The organism is Streptomyces sp. NPDC093064 (assembly GCF_044754605.1).
GTDB lineage: Bacteria > Actinomycetota > Actinomycetes > Streptomycetales > Streptomycetaceae > Streptomyces.
The window spans coordinates 66,353-86,409 of sequence record NZ_JBIVPK010000012.1; the positions used below are offsets into that span (position 1 = coordinate 66,353).

The 20,057-nt window shown below is 71.0% G+C and carries 18 protein-coding genes and 2 pseudogenes; 9 read left to right on the plus strand and 11 right to left on the minus strand.

Annotated features, from left to right (window positions below; all coding sequences use genetic code 11):
• Nucleotides 1-4: 4 nt before the first annotated feature.
• On the minus strand, nt 5-958 hold the full coding sequence (locus tag ACIQFZ_RS16860; RefSeq protein ID WP_402691535.1) for an STM4015 family protein: 954 nt from the start codon (nt 956-958) through the stop codon (nt 5-7).
• 186 nt (nt 959-1,144) lie between these two features.
• Between ACIQFZ_RS16860 and ACIQFZ_RS16865 the strand changes: the two genes are divergently transcribed.
• The 3 genes and pseudogenes from ACIQFZ_RS16865 to ACIQFZ_RS16875 form a co-directional block, all read left to right on the plus strand.
• Nucleotides 1,145-1,471: a hypothetical protein gene (locus ACIQFZ_RS16865; protein ID WP_141356511.1), complete on the plus strand. Its 327-nt coding sequence runs from the start codon at nt 1,145-1,147 to the stop codon at nt 1,469-1,471.
• A 177-nt stretch (nt 1,472-1,648) separates the two neighbouring features.
• Entirely contained in the window at nt 1,649-2,650 is a 1,002-nt protein-coding gene (locus ACIQFZ_RS16870) for a DUF6745 domain-containing protein (protein WP_402691607.1), read from the plus strand.
• Nucleotides 2,651-2,928: 278 nt separating this feature from the next.
• A pseudogene (locus ACIQFZ_RS16875) lies at nt 2,929-3,201 on the plus strand (flavohemoprotein); the annotation flags it as partial.
• A gap of 99 nt (nt 3,202-3,300) precedes the next feature.
• Here the strand turns inward: ACIQFZ_RS16875 and tnpA are convergent.
• Entirely contained in the window at nt 3,301-3,732 is a 432-nt protein-coding gene (gene tnpA, locus ACIQFZ_RS16880; RefSeq protein ID WP_383056801.1) for an IS200/IS605 family transposase, read from the minus strand.
• A gap of 93 nt (nt 3,733-3,825) precedes the next feature.
• Here tnpA and ACIQFZ_RS16885 point away from each other — a divergent pair, with 93 nt between their 5' ends.
• The 5 genes from ACIQFZ_RS16885 to ACIQFZ_RS16905 all read left to right on the plus strand — a co-directional run bounded on the left by ACIQFZ_RS16885 (nt 3,826) and on the right by ACIQFZ_RS16905 (nt 8,415).
• The gene (locus tag ACIQFZ_RS16885; protein ID WP_402691536.1) at nt 3,826-5,037 is read left to right on the plus strand and encodes an RNA-guided endonuclease InsQ/TnpB family protein; all 1,212 of its coding nucleotides are present in this window, start codon (nt 3,826-3,828) and stop codon (nt 5,035-5,037) included.
• Nucleotides 5,038-5,128: 91 nt separating this feature from the next.
• Complete coding sequence (locus tag ACIQFZ_RS16890; RefSeq protein WP_383056804.1) at nt 5,129-5,770, plus strand: globin domain-containing protein; 642 nt, start codon at nt 5,129-5,131, stop codon at nt 5,768-5,770.
• Nucleotides 5,740-6,201, plus strand: coding sequence for a hypothetical protein (locus ACIQFZ_RS16895; protein WP_383056806.1), 462 nt, complete (start codon nt 5,740-5,742; stop codon nt 6,199-6,201). The genes ACIQFZ_RS16890 and ACIQFZ_RS16895 overlap by 31 nt, the downstream gene beginning before the upstream one ends.
• Before the next feature lie 216 nt (nt 6,202-6,417).
• A complete protein-coding gene (locus tag ACIQFZ_RS16900; protein ID WP_402691537.1) occupies nt 6,418-7,446 on the plus strand; it encodes an alpha/beta hydrolase in 1,029 nt (342 codons plus the stop codon).
• A 105-nt stretch (nt 7,447-7,551) separates the two neighbouring features.
• On the plus strand, nt 7,552-8,415 hold the full coding sequence (locus ACIQFZ_RS16905) for a hypothetical protein (protein ID WP_402691538.1): 864 nt from the start codon (nt 7,552-7,554) through the stop codon (nt 8,413-8,415).
• Between the two features lie 88 nt (nt 8,416-8,503).
• Here the strand turns inward: ACIQFZ_RS16905 and ACIQFZ_RS16910 are convergent.
• The 3 genes and pseudogenes from ACIQFZ_RS16910 to ACIQFZ_RS16920 form a co-directional block, all read right to left on the minus strand.
• Nucleotides 8,504-8,948: pseudogene (locus ACIQFZ_RS16910) on the minus strand (ATP-binding protein).
• Nucleotides 8,949-9,025: 77 nt separating this feature from the next.
• Nucleotides 9,026-9,940 (minus strand): YceI family protein, encoded by a 915-nt coding sequence (locus tag ACIQFZ_RS16915; protein WP_365416822.1) that lies wholly within the window; start codon nt 9,938-9,940, stop codon nt 9,026-9,028.
• A 5-nt stretch (nt 9,941-9,945) separates the two neighbouring features.
• Nucleotides 9,946-10,155 (minus strand): hypothetical protein, encoded by a 210-nt coding sequence (locus tag ACIQFZ_RS16920; RefSeq protein WP_402691539.1) that lies wholly within the window; start codon nt 10,153-10,155, stop codon nt 9,946-9,948.
• A 428-nt stretch (nt 10,156-10,583) separates the two neighbouring features.
• Between ACIQFZ_RS16920 and ACIQFZ_RS16925 the strand changes: the two genes are divergently transcribed.
• Nucleotides 10,584-11,951, plus strand: coding sequence for a hypothetical protein (locus tag ACIQFZ_RS16925; protein ID WP_402691540.1), 1,368 nt, complete (start codon nt 10,584-10,586; stop codon nt 11,949-11,951).
• Nucleotides 11,952-12,095: 144 nt separating this feature from the next.
• Here the strand turns inward: ACIQFZ_RS16925 and ACIQFZ_RS16930 are convergent, their stop codons facing one another.
• The 6 genes from ACIQFZ_RS16930 to ACIQFZ_RS16955 form a co-directional block, all read right to left on the minus strand.
• A complete protein-coding gene (locus tag ACIQFZ_RS16930) occupies nt 12,096-12,227 on the minus strand; it encodes a hypothetical protein (RefSeq protein WP_402691541.1) in 132 nt (43 codons plus the stop codon).
• 295 nt (nt 12,228-12,522) lie between these two features.
• Complete coding sequence (locus ACIQFZ_RS16935) at nt 12,523-15,474, minus strand: hypothetical protein (RefSeq protein ID WP_402691542.1); 2,952 nt, start codon at nt 15,472-15,474, stop codon at nt 12,523-12,525.
• On the minus strand, nt 15,471-16,592 hold the full coding sequence (locus ACIQFZ_RS16940; protein WP_365416830.1) for an AAA family ATPase: 1,122 nt from the start codon (nt 16,590-16,592) through the stop codon (nt 15,471-15,473). The genes ACIQFZ_RS16935 and ACIQFZ_RS16940 overlap by 4 nt, the downstream gene beginning before the upstream one ends.
• Nucleotides 16,593-16,647: 55 nt before the next feature.
• A complete protein-coding gene (locus ACIQFZ_RS16945) occupies nt 16,648-18,078 on the minus strand; it encodes a VWA domain-containing protein (protein ID WP_402691543.1) in 1,431 nt (476 codons plus the stop codon).
• Nucleotides 18,075-19,469, minus strand: coding sequence for a hypothetical protein (locus ACIQFZ_RS16950; protein ID WP_402691544.1), 1,395 nt, complete (start codon nt 19,467-19,469; stop codon nt 18,075-18,077). Before ACIQFZ_RS16950 ends, ACIQFZ_RS16945 begins: the two co-directional genes overlap by 4 nt.
• On the minus strand, nt 19,469-19,987 hold the full coding sequence (locus tag ACIQFZ_RS16955) for a hypothetical protein (protein ID WP_402691545.1): 519 nt from the start codon (nt 19,985-19,987) through the stop codon (nt 19,469-19,471). Before ACIQFZ_RS16955 ends, ACIQFZ_RS16950 begins: the two co-directional genes overlap by 1 nt.
• Between the last annotated feature and the right edge of the window lie 70 nt (nt 19,988-20,057).

Sequence of the window (20,057 nt, forward strand, 5' to 3'; positions counted from 1 at the left end):
GGCCTCATTCCGCGACCGCGGTGAAACGGTGGACGACGCCGTCGTCCTCCCACACCTCGCCGCGCTCCGACAGGTCGGTCTCGACGCCGGACGGCTCCAGCGCCGTACGGATCCGCTCGACCACCGGCTCGCTCAGGAAGTTGTGGTGGAGGTCGAGCCGGGTCAGGTGGGTGAGCGGCTGACCGCCGAGCAGCGCCGTCGCGCCCTCGTCGGTGAGCACGCCGAGCGACAGGTCGAGCGACGTCAACTGGGCGACGACGGGGGCCCCGGCGACGGCGGTGGCGACCTCGTCCTGGATCTCGCTGTTGCGCAGGCCGAGATGGCGCAGCGCCGGGAAGCGTCCCTCGGCCAGGATCGGGGCGAGGTCGGCGACCCCCGCGTCACCGCCGTACTCCTCCACGCCGAGCCACAGGTCGAGGTGCTCCAGCGCGGGAAGCTCGCTGGCGGCGACACCGCGCACGACCTCGCCGGGCAGGCCGCCGGCCTCGAAGCGGAGCGTGCGTAGGTGCTCGTGCCGGACCGCCGGGAAGCGCAGCCCGGTGCCGCCGCGGATCCCGAACTCCTCCAGCAGCGGATACGCCTCGAGGACCGGAGTGACATCGGACTGCTCGATCCAGGAGATCTCCGCCTCCTCCATCTCCAGGTCCCCGATGAACACGGCCCGGAGCGAGGTCAGCCGGTCACGGGCCTCTACGAGACGCCGCACGATGCCGCTGGAGTCGTTGTCGTACGGCTCACCCCACTGACCCACGATGATGGCGCGCACCCCGGCGGGATCGACGGAGTCGAGGAAGCGGTCCCACAGGTCGCCGAAGTCCTGCGGGGAGTCCCCGTAGGGCTCGATGGCCAGCCACCAGGCCGCGGCGCCCGCCTCTGGAAGCTCCCGCTTCCCCGCGAAGCGTGCGAAGTCGAAGGCCGGGAGGCCGTGCAGTTCCTTCAGATGCTCGACGTGGGACATGCCGCTGGCCTCCTGGGGCTCTGACGCATTGCGTTGCTCGCGAAAAGTTGTACCAAGCGGCTCTGACATCGACGTGACGGGCTGGGTGCGTCCGGGGTGCAGTGGATGGTCCGGGGCGTTGTCAGACCCCCCGCGTAGCGTCGTGGACATCGGTCGGTGAGGTGCCGACGGGGAAGGGAGACACGTATGTACCGGCAGGGGGATGTCCTGATCGTGCCCGTGGCGGAGGCGGCCGTGCCGCCGGGCACGGACCGGCTGCCGCACCAGCCGCGGGACGCGCGGGGGAGGCTCGTGCTGGCTCTCGGCGAGGTCACGGGACACGCTCACGCGGTGATCGGACCCGGGACGCTGGTCCGCGAGGCGGGGCCGTTCGGAGCGTCGTACCTCCATCTCCCGGACGGCGGGCGGGTGGTGCACGAGGAACACGCGGCGATACCGCTCCCCAAGGGCTGGTACCGCGTGGTGCGGCAGCGTGAGTACGCGCCCGGCGCGGTGCGCGTCGTGGCGGACTGAGACAGCGGACTTCAAGACAGCCGGATGGCAACGGCACACTGGGACAGCCGGACTGGGACAGCGAAGAGCGGAACGATGACGACCCCCATGAAAACCGTGCATGAGACCCCGCACGAGACCGCCTACGAGACCGCGCACGAGAATCCGTACGAGACCGCGCAGGCGGACACGACGGCGATGTGGCGTGAGGTGGCGGCGGCGACCGACCCGGCCGACCGCCCGGCGGCCGAGGAGGGCGTGCGCCTGGCCTACCGGCTGGCGGGTCTGCCGGAGCCGGAGCACATCGTCTGGGCGGGCTCGCCCAGCGAGGGCGTGGCCGTGGCCGCGCGGCTCACGGCGCAGGGCACGGCCGGCCGCAGTGTCCGCGACGCGGTGCGTACCCGGCCCTGGGCAGCCGCGCGCGAGCGTGTCCTCGACCGGCTCGGACCGGCCGGCTGGGCCGCGCACTGGGCCCTGACGGGCGCCCAACTGTGGTACGGCACGGTCGCGTTGACCGAACGCATACGCACCGGCGTGGTCGAGGCACCGACCGCTGCGGCGGGGGGCGAGCAGGCCGTCCGGCTCGTCCTGCTCGACGCGGTCCTCGGTCAGCACGACGCGGCCTGGCTGTCGGCCTTCGACGGCCAGGACGGCGGGGAGGCGCTCGACGGGATCGCCGCGGTCGCCCGCGCCGCGGGCTGGTGGTGGCCGTACGAGAGGACCGCGGTCGTCTGCGAACGCCCTGTGGAGCTGCACCGGGACGAGGCAGGCCGGCTCGACCGCGGGGACGGACCGGCGCTCGCCTTCCCCGACGGGTTCGCGCTGCATGCCTGGCGCGGAATGCCGGTCCCCGCCGAATTCCTCGCCGGACTCGCCGGGCTGACCCCGCGACGCATTCGCGAGGAGGAGAACGCCGAGCTGCGCCGCGTGATGCTGGAGCACTACGGCTACGAGCGCTACCTGGAGGATTCCGGCGCCGAACCGGTACAACGCGACCAGGCAGGTGTGCTGTGGCGCATCGAACTGGAGGGAGACGAGCCGCTGGTGATGGTCGAGGTGGTCAACTCCACCCCGGAACCCGACGGAACCCACCGTACGTACTGGCTTCGGGTGCCGCCGAGCACCCGGACCGCCCGACAGGGGGTCGCCTGGACCTTCGGCCTGGAGGAGGCCGACTACATGCCGGAGAGGGAGACCTGAGTCCGGAGAGCGCGGCGTCGGCTCTATCCAGGGCCCAACGGCCCCCGGACCCAGGGACGTTGGGGCATTTGCCCCTAATGCCATACTGGCCTGCGGTTTCAGCGGACGGATCGTCCCTTGTTCCCGTCGTGTCCCCCACCGTTCCTCACACGTCTCTTCAGGAGCCCACCCATGCCTCGACTCATCCGCCAGCTCCCGGGCAGCGCACCGGACCACCCGGGAGTCCGGTGCGCTCCGGCCCCGGCCGTCGCCCCGGGCGCCGCTGGACCGGACGCCACGTGGCTGACCGCCGTCGGGCGCGAGGCGCGGAGGGGACGCTGATCACGAGCGCGGAAGACGGGACGTACCACGCACTCCTCGCCCGGCACGACGCGATGCGACTGCGCCGGCAGATGCTCTCCTCCGGAGGCTTCCCGGGCGCGGACGGTGGCAGTGCCAGCGGCCTCCGCGACCCGGCCGGGCAGCCGTACGACGGGTCCGCCGACCAGCAGACCATCATGCGCGACCTGGACCTGGTGGCCCCGTTCGAAGAGCTGATCGCCCACCTCTACCTTTGATCTTGCGCAGTGCGCCGTCCTTCAGGGCGGTGGTGAAGTGCATCTCAGGACTGCTCTGACTTGCACCGTTGGCAGGGGTCTGCACTGTCGGCCTCAGCTCACGGGGCGTTGCTGATTCTCGATGTACTGGCGCACGATGGTGAGCGGCGCTCCTCCGCACGATCCGGCGAAGTAGGAGCCGGACCAGAAGTGCCCGCCCCAGAGGTACCGGCGGACGTGCGTGTCGTATTCCTTGCGCAGCAGCCGGGCGGAGACGCCCTTGAGGGAGTTGACCAGTTTGGAGAGCTGGACTTTCGGCGGGTAGTGGACCAGCAGGTGTACGTGATCGTGTTCGCCGTTGAACTGCTTCAGCTCCGCCTCGAAGTCCTCGCACACCTCCCGCATGATCTCCTCGCACCTGTTGAGCATGGCATCGGTGAAAGCGTCCCGCCGGTATTTCGTGACGAAGACCAAGTGGACATGCAGGTTGTGGATGACGTGACGTCCGGTGCGGACTTCGGGATTCGGATTCCATCGTGGTGACATAAGCCAAATGGTACGGTTGCGTTCGTGAGCCAAGGCACGCTGGTTAAGAGGCAGTTCGGGCATCGTGCCCGGCTTGCGCTGTCGCCTGCAGGGGTGTCGACAGCTGATGCCCAGGCGCACGCGGCCCGCACACTGTGGAACCTGCTGCACGCCTGGTGGCAGATGATGCCGAAGGGCAAGCGGACCCTTGCCGACGCGGACGCGGCGATACGCCAGGCCCGCAAGGACCTGGACTTCCTTGCCGTCCTGCCCGCGCAGGCCGCGCAGGCGGTACTGAAGACGTACTTTCAGGCGTGGAAGAACTGCTGGGACGGGCGGGCGGATGCCCCGAACTTCAAGGGTCGCTTCCGGTCCGTCATGGCGGTGGACATCCCGCAGGGAAGGGATTTGAACGTCAAGCGCGTGCACCGCCGGTGGGGCATGGTCAACCTGCCCAAGATCGGCCGAGTCCGGTTCCGTTGGACCAAGGACCTCCCGGTCGGCAAGCACGCCGGCACCGTCAACCGGATCACCGGAGCCCGCCTGGTCAAAGATGCTCTCGGCTGGCACATCGCCTTCCGCGTGACGACCCTGGAGTCCAGGCCCGAGCCCCACCAAGGGCCGGCGGTCGGCATCGATGTGGGCGTCATCGTCCCTCTCGCTCTTTCGGACGGAACCATCTTCGAGCACGGCGAGTGGCTGACCGAGAAGGACAAGACCAAGCTTTTGCGCCTGGAGCAGCGCGCGGCCCGGCAAAGGAAGCACCGCAAGGCAGGCGAGCGCACCTCGCGTCGCCTGCACCGCACTTATGACCAGACCGCCCAGCTCCGAGCGAAAGCCAAGCGACGGGCAGCGAACTGGCAGCACGAGACGACCACCGGCATCGCCCGCACCTATGGCACCGTCGTGGTCGAGGCACTCACCATCACGAACATGGTCAAGTCGGCGCGGGGCACCGTCGACGAGCCGGGGAAGCACGTCGCCCAGAAGACCGGGCTGAACCGCTCCATCGCCGCCGAGGCGTGGGGCCGTACGGTCACGATGCTGACGTACAAGACCGCCCGGTTCGGCGGCACCCTGGTCAAGGTCCCCGCCCCCGGCACCTCCCAGCGCTGCTCGGCCTGCAGTTCCACCACTGCGGGCAGTCGGGAGTCCCAGGCCGTGTTCGTGTGCAGGAACCCGGACTGCGGTTGGTCGGGCAACGCCGACCACAACGCAGCCCGGAACATCTTGCACCTGTATCGGATCGGCCTCGTGGCGATCCCGGCTGCTGGAAGAGCAGTCGCCAGGCGCGCTCGTCGCGTCAAACCTCCCACCGCAAGGTAGGGCGGAATCTCCCCCCCGTTCACGGGGGAGAGCGCTTCAACAGGCACTGTTCACCCGGCACCCCTCCCTGCGGTCGCTCTTCCCCGCCGAGATGGCGTTCCAGCAGGCCCACCTGGCAAGGGCGTTCTGGTTCCTGCTCGAACACCTCGACAGGCCCGACCAGATCACCGCGACGTTCACCCAGCTGGGCCGCGACCACCGCAAGCTCGGGGTGCGTCCGGCGCAGTACGCGGCGTTCGAAACCGCGCTGTGCGAGGCGCTGCGCATCCGTGCCGGCGAACACTGGACCGCGGAACTCGAGCAGGCGTGGGTGCGGATGGTGCGCTTCGGGGTCACGGCCATGGTGCGGGGCGCGGAGGCGGCGTTGCACGAGCCGCCGTGCTGGCAGGCCACGGTGACGGCGCATCGGCTGTGCGGTCCGGATCTCGCGGTGCTCCGGGTACGGCCGCACGAGACCTTCCGGTACCGGGCCGGGCAGTACACCGCGCTGGAGTCCGCGCGGCTGCCGCACACCTGGCGCCCCTACTACCTGGCGGGCGAGCCCGGCCGGGACGGGGAGCTGGAGTTCCATGTCCGGTGCACCGGCCCCGGCGGCGTGAGTGAGGCCCTGGTGCGCCACACCACGGTCGGGGACCGGATACGGCTCGGTCCCCCAAGGGAAACCTGGCACTCGGCGAGGAGCAGACGGGCGAACTCCGGCTGGTGGCCTGGGACACCGGCTGGGCCCCGGTGAAGGCGCTGCTGTGGGAACTGGAAGGCCGCCTGCGCCCGGCGTCCGAACACCGCCCGGGCCGGGTACGGCTCTTCCTGGGCGCCGACGCGCTGTCCGACCTGTACGACACCGAGTACCTGACCGAGGTCGAACGGAGCCGGCCGTGGCTGACCGTGGTTCCGGTGACGGGCGGGACCCCGGGGGAGGGCGTGTACGACCGTCTGGCCCGCGCGGTGACCCGGAGCCGCCCCGCGGCGGGCGGCCGCGCACTGCTCGCCGGGCCGCCGGTGATGGTCCAGACGGTGACGGCCGCGCTCACCCGCGCCGGGCTGCCCGCCGAACACGTCCGCCACGACCCGCTGCCGGCCGGCCCGAGTGACCTGCCCGGATCCGTCGGGGACTTCGGCACGGCCGGACCCCGGATGTTCCAGGGGCAGTCGATCCCGGCGTGACCGACCGCCGCGGCCGGCGCCGCCTCCCTCCGGAGGAGACCGGCAGCTGACCAAGGCCCAGGTACGCGAGAGCCCTGCCATCCGCAAGGAACGGCAGGGCTTTCTTGTCGCCCGCGCGGCTGGCAGCATCAGGCTGCTGCGACATGTGCGCCCCAGAGGAGTTGACCCCGCCCGGTCGAAGAACGCTCGAGCCGCGACCAACCACAGGGAGCCGCGATGACCCTTCGAACCCGAGTCCTGCTCGTCCTCTCCGCACTGCTTCTCACACTCACGCCGACCGCGCCGATCGCCTCGGCGCACGCCGCCTCACCCGCTGCCACAGGAGTGGCTGACGCCACCGTTCCCGCCTTCGCGAAGTCGCGAGGCGCCGAGGTCGTCGCGGCCACCCGGGTCGCGGACCGTCAGGTCGACCTGTCCGTGCGTTCGGCGGCCCTGGGCGGCCGGACGGTCAAGGTCCGGCTCCTCACTCCCGACGGCTGGAACCCGAGCGACCGACGGCAGCACTGGCCGACGCTCTGGCTGCTGCACGGTTGCTGCGGGGACTACACCTCGTGGACCGCCCTCACAAACGTCGCACGGATCGACAGTCTGCGCAACGTGCTCGTGGTGATGCCGGAGGCCGGCTGGAACGGCTGGTACAGCGACTGGTGGAACCACGGCCAGGGCGGCGACCCCGCATGGGAGACCTTCCACACCGTGGAGCTGCGGCAGCTCCTGGAACGCGACTGGGCCGCCGGCGGCAACCGTGTCGTGGCCGGCCTGTCGATGGGAGGCCAGGGCGCCCTGCTGTACGCCGCCCGGAACCCCGGAATGTTCAAGGCGACCGCGGCGTACTCCGGTTCGGCGCACCCGCTGCTGAACGAGGAGTCGGTGAACCGCATCATGGGCTTCTTCGCCAGCCAGGGCGACGACCCGCTGCGGGTCTGGGGCGACCCGGCCGCCCAGCGCGGCATCTGGCAGGCGCACGACCCGTTCTACCTGGCCAAACGGCTCAAGTCGGTCCCCGTGTACCTGTCGTGCGGTGACGGCACCACCGGCCCCCTGGACTCTCCGGGCAGTACGAGCGCGCTCGAGGCCGACTTCAACCGCCAGAACCACGCCCTGGCCGCCGAACTCGAACGCGTCGGCGCCAAGCACGTCACCACCAACTTCTACGGACCGGGGACCCACGGCTGGGCCTACTGGCAGCGCGAACTGCACGCCTCCCTGCCGATGCTGCTGGGCGCCCTGCGCGTCGACGGCTGACACGATTGCCCGCTCGGGCTGCTTGCCGTTGCCTGGCAAGCAGCCCGACGCCGTTCCGCCGTGCCGCGCCATGGAAGACCGGCCCCGACTGGCCAGACTGTCAGCATGGTTTCCGTCAGACACAAGGTGGTCGTCGAGCCGGTCCCGTACGCATGGCTCGTGGACGCACTGGCTGTGATCCGCACCCTGGCGGAGGAGAGCCAGGCGGATGAGCAAGGGCTCGTACTGCCCGATGGACAGGTGATCCCGGACATCCGACTGATCCACGGGCGGCACCTGCGACCCGGCTCGGTCTACCTCACGGAGGTCGACGTCGAGATCGAGGTCGAGGACGACGACGGGGACGACGGAGACGGGGACGGGAACGCGAAAGCGGATGCGAACGCGGACTGGTCCGGGATCAGCATGGATGCCGAGGCGAGCGAGACCGTACAGATCACCGTCAGGGAGTGGGATCACCGCCGCGCTGTCCGCCTCGAACTCGCCCTGGTTCCGGCCGAAATGGACGTCGAACTGGACGCGGCACTGAGGAGCCCCGACCGCCCGAACCTGGTCGAGATCAGCGGCCGGGCGGGAGGCGGCGCGGCAGCGTGCACGCGGTTCGGTATGGCGGGCCGCGCCCGGGTACGGCTGGACGACTGGTGGCCCGCCGCGGACACCGACCGCACCCCACCTTCAGCCCCCGCCGCGGCCCGGCTCGACCACCCCTGGTTCCGGGCGGACATGCGAGCGGTTCCCCGGCCGTCCCCGGACGACGGCCGATGGCAAATCCACGTCACCATCTCCCTACGCGGCCGCCGACTCCTGCGACCGGTCGCCGCGGTCGTCCTCACCGTTGCCGCCCGCCGGATACGCCGATCCGTCGTGCGGACCCTGGACAACCTGGCCGCACAGTGGAACGACCGCGTGCCACATCTGGTGGCGATGAACGCGGACCAACTGAGAGAAACCCTCCTGAGCGCGCCGTGAGGCGAGCCGGCATCGGCATGAACCCCGTCCCATGCCGGCCACGGTGTCGACGCGCAGTGCGCCGCTCCACGCCGGAGACGGAAGCCGCTCACGAGGATCGAGCCTTGAGTTCAGCCCATACCGTTTTGCCGCCCGGCGGATACGGCTCCGTGGCCCAGCGGTCCGCCAGGGCTGCGACCAGGATCTGACCGCGGCCTGATTCCGCGTCCGGGGACGTGGTGAAGTCCGTGCGGGCGGAGGGGAGCTGATCCCCACGCGCGTCAGTCACCTCGATCCGTAGCAGGCCGGCCACCAGGTCCAGGCGGAGCGCCAGGCGGAAGTCGTGGCCCTGGACCCGGGCCGTGCAGCGCCGCGTTGGCGCTGAGCTCCGCCACGATCTGCTCCGCGTGCTCGACCACGGACGGTGACACCTGCCAGGCCCGCAACTCCGCCGCGGCGAGCAGTCGGGCGAGCCGTGCGCCGCGACGGGTGGAGGACAGTTGCTGCGCGAATGTCCTGACGGCGGTGGATGTGTGGGGCGTGGTCACGTTCATGAGGCCACCGTGAGGGCGCGCGGGGGGCGCACGCCAGGAGGAAGCCCCGTACGCTGCGTGAGCGTACGAAGGCGCGCCTACTCCGGCGGTGTGGGCGTGTCGGGGGTGCGGTACATCGCCTGTACGTCCAGCTCCAGTTGGACGGTCGGTCCGACGACCGCGATGCCGCGGGCCAGCATCGAGCGGTAGTTCAGGGTGAAGTCCTCGCGGTGCAGCTCCGCCTTCGCCAGCGCTGCGCAGCGAAGTTCCTGCTCGTATCCGCCGTTCACCGTCCCGAGGTATGTCGTGTCCAGGCCGACGGAACGGCTGGTGCCGTGCATGGTGAGCGTGCCGTGCAGCGTCCACTTGGAGCCGCCGCGGTAGACGAACCGGGTGCTGACGAAGTCGATGTACGGGTAGCGCGCGACGTCGAGGAAGTCGGCGGAACGCAGGTGGTTGTCACGGGTCTTGTTGCCCGTGGTGATGCTGGAGGCGTCGATGCGCACCGAGACCTGGGAATCGGCCATGTTCTGCGCGACGCGGATGCCGCCGTTGAAACGGGTGAAGCGGCCGTGGACATGGGCCATGCCCACGTGCTTGGCGATGAACCGGATCGCGGTGTGCGGCGGGTCGAACAACCAGGTGCCGGGCGGCGGGAGTTCCAGCTGACGGGCGGGCTCCAGCGTGATGCGCGCCGGGGCAGGGGCCACGCCTGCGGCTATCTCGACGGTCTCGCGGGCGGGCGACAGGCCTTCGGCCGCGGTCCGCACACTGTAGGAGCCCGGTGGCAGCGCCGCCATGAAGAAGCCGTACGGATCGGTGGTGCCGTGGGTCACGACGCGGTGGCTGTCCAGCGCGGTCACCGTGACCTCGGCTCCGCCCATGGGCTGCCCCATGGGGTCGACGACCTCGCAGCCGAACGCGCCCGCGCCGGGCGGCAGGGGAATGGAAAGGCCCGGCGCGGCACCGGAGGCGCTGTGGGAACGCCGACGGCGGAGCAGTCCGAGGGCCATGGTGTTCACCTTTCTGCACACGTGTGGCTGTCGCCCGGGCCGCGCAGCCGGTTGTGATCGCGATTGCCAAGAGCATTCGGAGTCAGGATGCAGGCATGGGGGAACCAGATCGTTAACGATCTTAAAGCAGCTTGTGAGGGGGTAGTGTTTTCCGTGATCAGAGCTGATGTGACGGTGAATTGAATGGCGAGGCCATCGCAAATCTGCACATCCACGGGGCAAATGGTGACACCTCGACCTCACTGCTTTGCGCATCGCTGTGGCGAAGAACACCCGCCGCGCGACGACGTTCACGCGCAGCACGCGGAATCGCCACCGACCCGACACGTCCGGCGCCGGTTCGGCGCGGCGCGGAGCGGGAAAACGCCCCCATCACCACACGAATGCGCAAGCATGGACGCTGCACCTGGACGATCGCCTGGCTCCACCCGGTCGGCGGAGCCAGGAGGCGCGGTCATCCCCGCGGCAGCCACTACGCCGCGGGCCGCCCACCAGCGACAAGCCCTTCGGCCGCTGGGGCGAGGTCTCCGGCGACGACACCGCCCCCGCGTTGATCGACCACGTCGTCCGAGCGCAGCTCGGTTCGTGTGAGGCCCTGGCCCAAGGTATGCGGCCTTTTGGGCGGCGCCGTAGGGTGCGGTGCATGTCGCCGGTATCACGTCCACGCAAGTCGAAGAAGGCCAAGAACTCGAAGAGGGGTAGTGCGGGCTGGGCCGCTGTGTCCCGCGGCGCGGAGCAGACTCTGTTCGGCGGCGCACTCCTGCCTGAGCAACGGTCGGCTCTGGCCGCAGTCGCTCAGGGCCTCGGTCATGACCAGCAGGAGGCCGACTGGTACGCCGAGTCGAGCGCTCGCGTGCTGGACGAGGCGGGTGTGCTGCTCGGGGCCTTCGGGCCACGTGAGTTGGAGGACGCGACGGCTGCGTTGCTGGGGGCCCAACTCTTTGAGCGGGTGCACGGCGATGGCGGCGGTCTGTGGTTCGGTGCCTGGTTCGAGCAGCTTGCGCAGGCAGCGGCCGAACAGGTCCGGGCCGGCCTGGAGGGGACCGGTGGCGCGTGGGAGGCGCCCTGGCGGCTGCTGCACGGTATGGCGTCGATCGGGACGCCCGACCTGTGCGCGGTGACGCTCCGTGCGATGAACCGGGTGCAGAAGCAGGTCCGCAGGACGACGCAACCGCCCGAGTGGTTGCGGTTGTTGCCCAAGCCGACCGCCACAGGCGAGCTTCGGCTGCTGCGGGATCCTCATCTGCCGCGGATGGGAGTGCTGGCGGAGTTCGCCTATCCCGGTGGGGCCGACCGCCATGTCTATCTGTGGGACGTCGATGCCTGCGAGGGCCCGTGCCTGGCCGGTGGCGGCTCCCACGAAGACTTCGCGCAGGCGGCTGCGGCCTGGCGGTCGGCCGTCGGCGAGACGGCCGGACACTGCGCGCCGTACGTACCCGATCAGGCGGATCTGCAATGCCTCGTCCAGTTGGATCTCGGCGAGGAGATGCTGCGGGGCACGGAGAACCGCGAGCGGCTGGACGAGTGGTATCGCGCCAGCCGCCGCCTGTACGACCTGGACCGTGCCCTGCGCAAGCGCGGTCAGGCGCTGCCGCTCCGCCAGTCGCTGTATGCGGACGTCGAGACGCGGTGGGCCGAGGAGGCCTTCGGTGAGTGGTACGCCGAGCGGAACGGCGGCCGGCGCCCCGACGCGGAGGGGGCGGCAGCCCTCGCCGAGGAATGGCTGGAGGGCGCTCTGCCGGGTACTGAACTGCAGCCGTCCCCGCACCGGGTGCAGTCCCAGTACGCCTTGATCCACGACTGGAGGCCCGACCACCCCGTCACCGCGTCGGCACATGCCCTCTTCCCGGACTGGGTCCGCTTCCTGGCCGAGCGCGGTGGCTACCCGGAGGCCCTCGCCGAGCGGGCCGCCACGACCGCGACGACGGGCGAACGTACCCCGGCGGACTGCCCGATCGATGACTTCAGCGGCTTGGGCGAAGCACCGGGCGGGGCGCGCTCGGCGGAGTGACGGGCCGGCAGCCCTGCCGCCGACCGGCCAGGACGGACGGACCTGCCGTTCGAGTGACGGAGACTGGCCGCCGTCGCTCACTGCGCGCCGGCCTCGGGAGGATGTTCCGCCGCGTGGGCGGGGCTGAGGGTGGTCCGGAAGGCGTCAGAGGTCGTCGGGGAGCAGCCGGAACGCGGGCTGGCCGGTGAGTGGCCGCATCATGCGGAAGCGGCGGTCCGAGGTGAACAGGTCCACCGTCCGGAAGGCCGCGGCCAGGGCCACGTTCATCGCGTCCACGAGCCCCACCCCGCTCTGCCGTCCGCGTCTGCGTCCCGCGTACCGGCATGGACTGGAAGACTCAGGTCCGCACGATCAAGGGGAGTGGGCGGCGGTACGCGGAGAGCATCGCCGAGCACGCGCGGGGGAGGGAGCGCAGGGCTGCCTGATCCACCGGCCGGCCAGGGCGTTTCTCCCCGTCCGCTCGCAACCATGTGCGAATGTGTGTCGGAACGCGGACGCCCGCTGACCGGCACGCTTGGCCGGCCGGATCCTGGTGGGCCCAGGACTCGGCCGGCACCGTAAGCCCTCGCTCTCATGTGCTCGTGAGCAGGGACTCCAAGGCCTTCGCCGTGGCTGGATGCCGGCGCGTCAGCGCGGCACCCCAAGGCGCAGAGCCGGACGCCGTCCACGCGCCGTCACAGCCCAGCAAGTCCGCCACCGCGTCGCACGTCGCCGGATGCGCGGCCAGCAACCCGACACCCGACGGGGGCGGGACGTCGGCCGGCGTCCACCCCTGTGTGCAGCCCAGCAACTCCGCCACCGCGTCGCAGGTCGCCGGATGCGCCGGGAGCAGTGCGGCGCCCCGGCGGTCGTGCCCTCCGGACCGCGTCCGGCGGGTGGCGGGTGGGACCGGGGGCATCCGCCACGGTGGGATCCAGGCGTCCAAGGCCGCCAGCCGGCCCGGGAAGATCCGCCCGGCCTCGCGGATCAGCAGCGGGGCCAGCTCCGCGGCGCCGGACCGCAAGGTGGTGATGAGCAGCGGAAGCCATGGCAGCAGCACCGCGTCGGGCAGCCGCCCGAACGCGTTCGACACTGCCTCCACGACCACGTCCGCCAACCCCGGCACCGGCTCCAGCGCGTGGACGAAACCGCTGAGGTAACGGGGATAGGCGGGCACCACCAGCGGATTGTCCAGCAGTGCGTCGCACCGGCCCCGCAGCTCGGCCCGGGACAGCGTGCCGAGTTGCACCTGCGCCGCCCACAACAAGGCTGTCTTCGACGGCTCCTCGGGATGCGACTGGGCGACCGCCAGCTCCAACTGGGCCCGGTCGCAGCCCAGTGACAGCGCGAGGTTCTCCATGCTGAACAGGAAGCCGAGCATCGCCGCGACCTGCCCGACCGTCGCTTCCTCGTCCCGGAACGCCACCGGCAGCAGCGTGCAGTAGTGGGCGTAGCCGGTCTTGACGAACGACTCGATCCACTGCGGCAGCACCGGCTCGCTGGTGCGGTTGTACGCCAGCAGCCCGCGCACCCGGCGCAGCACTTCCGGCGCTCCGTCGACGCTGCGCTCGGTGGCGAGTACCTTCAGCGCGTGCGTGCCGAGTTCGTCGGCGAGGCGGCGGCTGCGCAGGTACAGGGTCGCGTCCTCAACCGCGGCCAGTACGGTCGCGGTCGTGGCCTGCGGGCCGTACGCGTCGCGCCGTAGCCGCTGCTCCAGGACCTGCTCGATGCTGACGCCCTCGTAACCGAGCTCGATGAGGGCCCGCTGATGGGTGCCGAGCGCCAGGTCCCAGGACTCCTGGATCGAACGCTCACCGAGCCGTCGCTCGCCCATGATCGGCCGGGCCGCGCCGTGCGGCATCAGGCGCCGCAGCATCCACAGGACGTCGGAGCAGGTCTGGAGTTCCGGCCGGGAGGCCATGTCCAGCAGGGCCCGTTGCACGCCGCGCTGCTGGAGCTTCATTCCGAGTGGTGCCAGCCGGTCGTGCACGTCGCGGGCGAGCGGCGGCAGCGCCTCGTAGCCGACCTGGCCGATCCGGTCGCCGCCCATCATGATCTCGACGAGGCGCCGCACGTCCCGCCGCCCCGGCACGGCGTCCTTCTCGATACAGGTGACCGCCGCGTCCTGGAAGTCGTACGGCGTGGGCTTGGCCCGATCCCGCATCCCGGCGAGCAGGACCGACGTCTCGAACACCGCGATGGCGTCGGCGGTGGAGGCGAGATAGCCGTTGCGCCGGGCCGCGCGCACGATGTCCACCGACCAGCCGAGCAGTTCGGCCTCGTCCAGGCCGTCGAGCACGGGCGGCCTGCGCAGGAACCCGGACAGCCGGTCCGCGGCGGCGGACTCCGGTGCCGGGGCGGTGGCTTCGCTTCCCCGGGCCTTCGCCGCCGAGGCCTTCTTCGCAAGGGCCTTCTTCGCCGGGGACTTCTTCGTGCCCGCCTGGCCCGCCAGCCGGTACGGCTGCACACGGGTGCGCTTCAGGCTCTTCACCCACTCCGTCGAGGCGATCGACACCGAGCCGGCGGCAAGACCGAACTGCGCCTCGATCGCCGCATGGCTGGACGGGATCAGCCCGTACTGCCAGGTGGTGGCGGTGCGCGGGGAGATCGTGAACGTGTCGGTGCTGCCGTGCACGCCGAACTCCTCGACACGGCTGACCGCGTGGAACGCCCCGCACACGTACAGGCAGTCCGCCGGATCGGTTCCGGTTGCCGTCAGATGCTCGCGCATCCGGGTCCACATGTACCGTTCGCGGTCCTCGTCCACGCGGACCCGGGCGCCGTCGCCCGGAGCGAGGCGCCGGAACAGGCTGCCGACGAGGAGCATCACCTGGCGGTAGGTGTCGTGGTCGGCGGCGCTGTCGCCGAGCGGCACCTCGACGTACTGGTGCCACCACTCAGACCAGTGCCGCACCCTGCCGTGGCGCAGCAGGTGCTCTTCCAGCTCGGCGAAGCGCGGCCGGAGGTCACCGAGTTCGACGCCGACGGCCTCGCCGTGCAGCGCGGCCTCGGCCGGCGGATCGGTGTCCTCCGCGGCGGCCTCCCGCGCCTGCTCGCCGCCGGTGTCCCACTGGAAGACGTGGTCCGCGGACCGGTCCACGAGGACCAGCTCCACACCCGGGGTGTCCAGGGCGTACGCGATGGCCTGGTACTCGGCGGACGCCTCGGTGATCGGCGCGACGACCGACAGCGGAGCCCAGTCCCGGGGGAAGCCGTCCACGTCACCGGCGAACGCCTGCACCGCCACCGGCAGGCGGCAGTTGCGCAGCTCGGTCAGCAGCGGTGCCATGTCCTCGCACAGCTCCAGGTAGACCACCTTGGGCTGCTTCTCGCGCAGCCGCCGGGCCATGGCGGTCGCCGAGGCGGGCGAGTGATGGCAGACGGGGAAGATCTCCAGCGGCTCGCGCACCGCCCGGTCGACGTCGTCGACCATGCCGAGGAGGATGCCCTCCAGGGCGTCGGGGCCGCCCGCGAACGTGGCGGCGGCCTCCTGCAGTTGCCCGCGCAGCCCGGCGAACGTGCCGCTCTCCTGGGGCGCGCTCATGACAGCGTGGCGATCGCGTCGCGGCCGCCCTCCAGGAACTCGGGCCAGGAGCCGCCCTCCTCCTTGCTGCGCGGCTCGACGACACCGTGCAGGTACTTGTTGAGGATGGCCAGGTCCTCGGGCTCGCGGCGGGTGAGGGAGCCGACGAGCGAGGAGGCCAGAGTGCGGGCGGTCAGGGCGCGTTCGCCGAAGAAGTTGCTGTGCAGGACGGCGTCCTCCAGCACGCCGATCTGCTCGGCCGTCGACAGCGCCGACTCCAGCTTCTCGTCGTCGCTGCCGGCCGCGGCGGCGGACGCGCGCAGGTCGGCGAAGCTCTGCAGGAGCACGTCGAGCAGGGTCGGCGGCACGTCGAGGTCGATCGAGTGCCGGCGCAGGAGTTCCTCGGTGCGGAAGCGGACGATCTCCGCCTCGCTCTTCTTGTTCGTCACGACCGGGATGCGGACGAAGTTGAAGCGGCGCTTGAGCGCGGAGGACAGGTCGTTGACGCCCCGGTCGCGGCTGTTGGCCGTGGCGATGATCGAGAAACCGGGCTTGGCGAAGACGATGTTGTCGCTGCCGCCGCTCTCCAGCTCGGGAACGGAGATGTACTTCTCGGAGAGGATCGAGATCAACGCGTCCTGGACATCGCTCGTGGACCGGGTCAGCTCCTCGAAGCGACCGATGGCACCGGCCTCCATCGCGGTCATGATCGGGGAGGGGATCATCGACTCCCGCGACTGGCCCTTGGCGATGACCATGGACACGTTCCACGAGTACTTGATGTGGTCCTCGGTGGTGCCCGCCGTGCCCTGCACCACCAGCGTGGAGTTGCGGCTGATCGCGGCGGACAGCAGCTCCGCCAGCCAGCTCTTCCCTGTGCCGGGGTCGCCGATGAGCAGCAGACCGCGGTCGGAGGCGAGGGTGACGATGGAACGCTCGACGAAGCTGCGGTCGCCGAACCACTTCTGCGAGATCTCCCGGTCCAGGCCGTCGGAGCGCTCGGAGCCCAGGATGAACAGGCGGACCATCTTCGGGGACAGGCGCCATGAGAACGGCTTGGGACTGTCGTCGATCGACTCCAGCCAGTCGAGCTCCTCGGCGTACTTGATCTCGGCGGGGGCGCGCAGCAGGTCGGACATGAGGGAAGGGCCTTTCCACGGGGTGATCACAACGACGCGGACGTACGGTCGGTGATCAGGTGAGAAACGTCTTGAGTTCGTGCACGAGCTTCTTGATGTGGCCGGAGATCACCGGCGTGCCGAGGTCCTTGAAACGCTCCCGGAACCACGGGTTGACGCTGCCGCGCCCGGAGCTGGTCACCGAGCCGACCGGGATGAACTTCGCCCCCGAGCGGTGAATGGCGGCCATGCTGTCGAACAGCTCCTGGTGGCGCCACTCGTAGAAGTCGGAGATCCACACCACGACGGTGTTGCGCGGCTCGGCGATCTTCGGCTGCGCGAGCCGCATGGCGACCGTGCCGTCGGTGCCGCCGCCGAGCTTGGTGCGCAGCAGCGTCTCGAACGGGTCGTGCGCCCAGGGAGTGAGGTCCAGAGCCTGGGTGTCGTAGGCGATCAGGTGGACGTCCACCTTCGGCAGCCCGGCGAAAATGGAGGCCAGGATGGTGCAGTTGACCATCGAGTCGACCATGGAACCCGACTGGTCCACGACCACGACGAGCCGCTGGGGCGTCGTCTTGCGGCTGGTGTGCCGGTAGTAGAGGCGGTCGACGTAGAGCCGCTCCTCCTCCGGGCTCCAGTTGGTGAGGTTCTTCCAGATGGTGCGGTCGAGGTCGAGGTTGCGGAACACGCGCTTGGGCGGGACGGACCGGTCGAGTTCGCCGACCGTGGCCTTCTCCACCTGGGTGCGCAGCACCTCGGTGACCTCGTCGACGTAACGGCGGATCAGCGCCTTGGCGTTGGCCAGGGCGACACCGGAGAGGTTGTTCTTGTCGCGCAGCAACTGCTCGATCAGGGACATGCTCGGCGTCAGCCGCGAGGCCAGCTGCGGGTCGGCCAGCACCTCGCGCAGGTGCATGCGCTTGACGAGATCGCCCTCGATGGATCCGAGTTCCGGGCCGATCGCGGGGATCAGCCGGCTCAGGTCGGGCGCGGGGCTGCCGATTCCGGTGCCGGTCGGGCTGACGCCCCCGCCGACTCCCACACGGTGGGTGCCGCCACGTCCGCCGCGCAGTTCGCCGGGCCGGCAGCCCAGGGCCCGCTCCAGCCAGCCGGCGTCGGACTGCCAGCGGGCCAGTTGCTCCGCGGTGACGGTGCCGGGGCGGGAGGCGAAGACGTTCAGCAGTACCTTCGACGCGAGCGCCGCCCGCCGCACCTCGGCGGCCCGGTCGCGCGCGCCGTCCTCGTCCGGCGCCGGTGCCATCAGCCCGTCGAACTCGGCGGCCAGCTCCGGGTACCGCTGCACGACGGAGTCGACCGACGCACCGGGATCGAGCAGCGCGGACGGCAGACCGATGTCCTCGACCACGGCGAGACTCGCCGACTCCAGGCCGGCCTGCTCCTCCGGGTCGAAGAGACGGGCCAGCAGGCGCCAGTAGAGGACCTGCCGCCGGTTGTCGTACGGATCGGGCTCGGGGTCGGCAGCCTGTCCGGTGATGTCCTCGGTCATTTCCGCAGCAGCCTTCCGGCACGTTCGCGCAGCACGCCGACGGCGTCGGTGGCGGCCTTCTCGGCCCGCACCCCGGTCTTGTCGGTCGTACCTCCGGCCCAGGCCCCCGCGTGCACGGCGACGGTCTTCTTCCGCACGGTCCGTTCGACGGCGAGCGGCTGGAGGAGGAACTCCCCGGCGTCCCAGCGCAGCAGCCCGACACACGCGCCGGACGCGACGACGACCTCGGGCGAGAGCGGACCGGCGGCCGGGACGCGATCGGTGTCGACGGCCAGGCGGTGCCCGGCGACCTGGAAGAAGACTCCGTCGTCACCTTCCTCCACGCCGTACCCCTCAAGCAGGACGGGCACCGCGATCCGGGCCGGGTGCCGGTCGAGCGGCGACACGGCGAAGGCGGCGGCGGTGGGCAGGGCCACCCGGGCGGTGGCGAAGACCTCGGCGGGCTCGCCCATACGCGCACGGGTGTCGTCCCATATCAGGTCGCCCTCGGCGGTGACGGGCATCGCGTCGAGGTCCATGGCGCGACCCTCGCTCACGGCCTCCAGCAGGGACATGCGCGGCCGCAGCAGCTGCCACAGACCGGCGCCGACGACCGTGTCCGGCTTGGGCGCGGACACCGAGGCGCGCATCAGGCGGGGCGTGCCACCGTCCGCGGGCTCGAACACCGCGTGCACCTGCGCCTGTACGGCGGTGGCGTGCTCCTGCACGTCGACACCGAGCGGCAGCAGCCGGCCGGTCACCTCGGCCACGGCGGACGCGCGCGCCGCGCCCGGCAGCGTCAGTAGCAGGGCGCGCGACCACAGGTCGGCCCAGCGGCGCACGGGCACGCGCTCCAGGGTCGCCCCCGGGCAGGAGGCGGCGAGTTCGGCGGCGAAACCGTCGAGCAGCGTGGCCAGGCGGCGCAGCGCCGGGTCGGGCAGCATCGCGGAGACGACCGGCGCGGCCCCGTCGACGAGTTCGTGGTCGATGCCCTGCCAGCCGGCCCGCGCCAGATCGCACAACCAACTGCGCACCGCGGCGTACAGATTCGCCGCCTGTTCGTTGTCGCCGGCCGCTTCGGTGTCGGCTTCCTCGGCCCGCGGCCGGCCGGCGGCTTCCTCGACGCGGGCGGTCAGCGCGTCGTGCACGGAACCGAGCAGGGCGGTGCGGGCCGCGGCGAGCGCGACGAAGTGGTCCTCGCCGGCGGCTCCGGCGGCCGTCTTGTCGGCGGCCTCGGCCACCTGCGCGGCCAGCGGCGTCCCGGCGACGGCGTCCGCGAGCCCGGTCAGCCCGGCGGCCTGGCCGGCCTGCGGACGCAGCAGACCGGCGACGAGGGCTTCGTCGAACCCGTCCACGGCCGTGAGAGCCTCGTCGAGGCCGTCGACGGCGTCGGAGAGCAGATCGGCATGCATCAGGCCACCGCCCTCGTCGTCGGGAACCACTGCATCTCGGGCAGCGGTGCGGTACTCGGCGCGAGTTCGAGATAGGCCAGGTGCCGCAGGAACCGGCTGAACACCCGGGCCGCGGCCGAACTGCCGGCCGTCGCGGGGCGCGTGGCCGTCATGACGGCGGTGACGGCGTGCGCGTCCGGCTTCGCCGTGTCGACCTCGACCTTCAGGTACCGGGCCACGCGCTCGGCGCCGTACTGCAGTACGGCCTCGCCGATGAGCGCGCGTATGTGGTTGCAGAACATGCCGCGGGCCCCGCCGCAGGGGCGGTTGTTGTTGGTGCTGCACGCGAACGCGTACGTCCCCGCCTCGACCGAGGACACGTACACGCGCCCGATGTCCGACCCGCTGGACACCACACCCTGCAACCGCCCGTCGGCCAACTCGACGAACGGCACCTTCGCGAGCTTCCGCGGCCGCGCCGACGGCACCACCCGTGCCGTGCTCGACTTCTCCCAGACCGACAACGCACCATCTCCCATGCATGCGAAAGGGGGCGCTCACGCCACCTCGGCGGAACATGATCGAAGCTATCGGCGACCACTGACATTG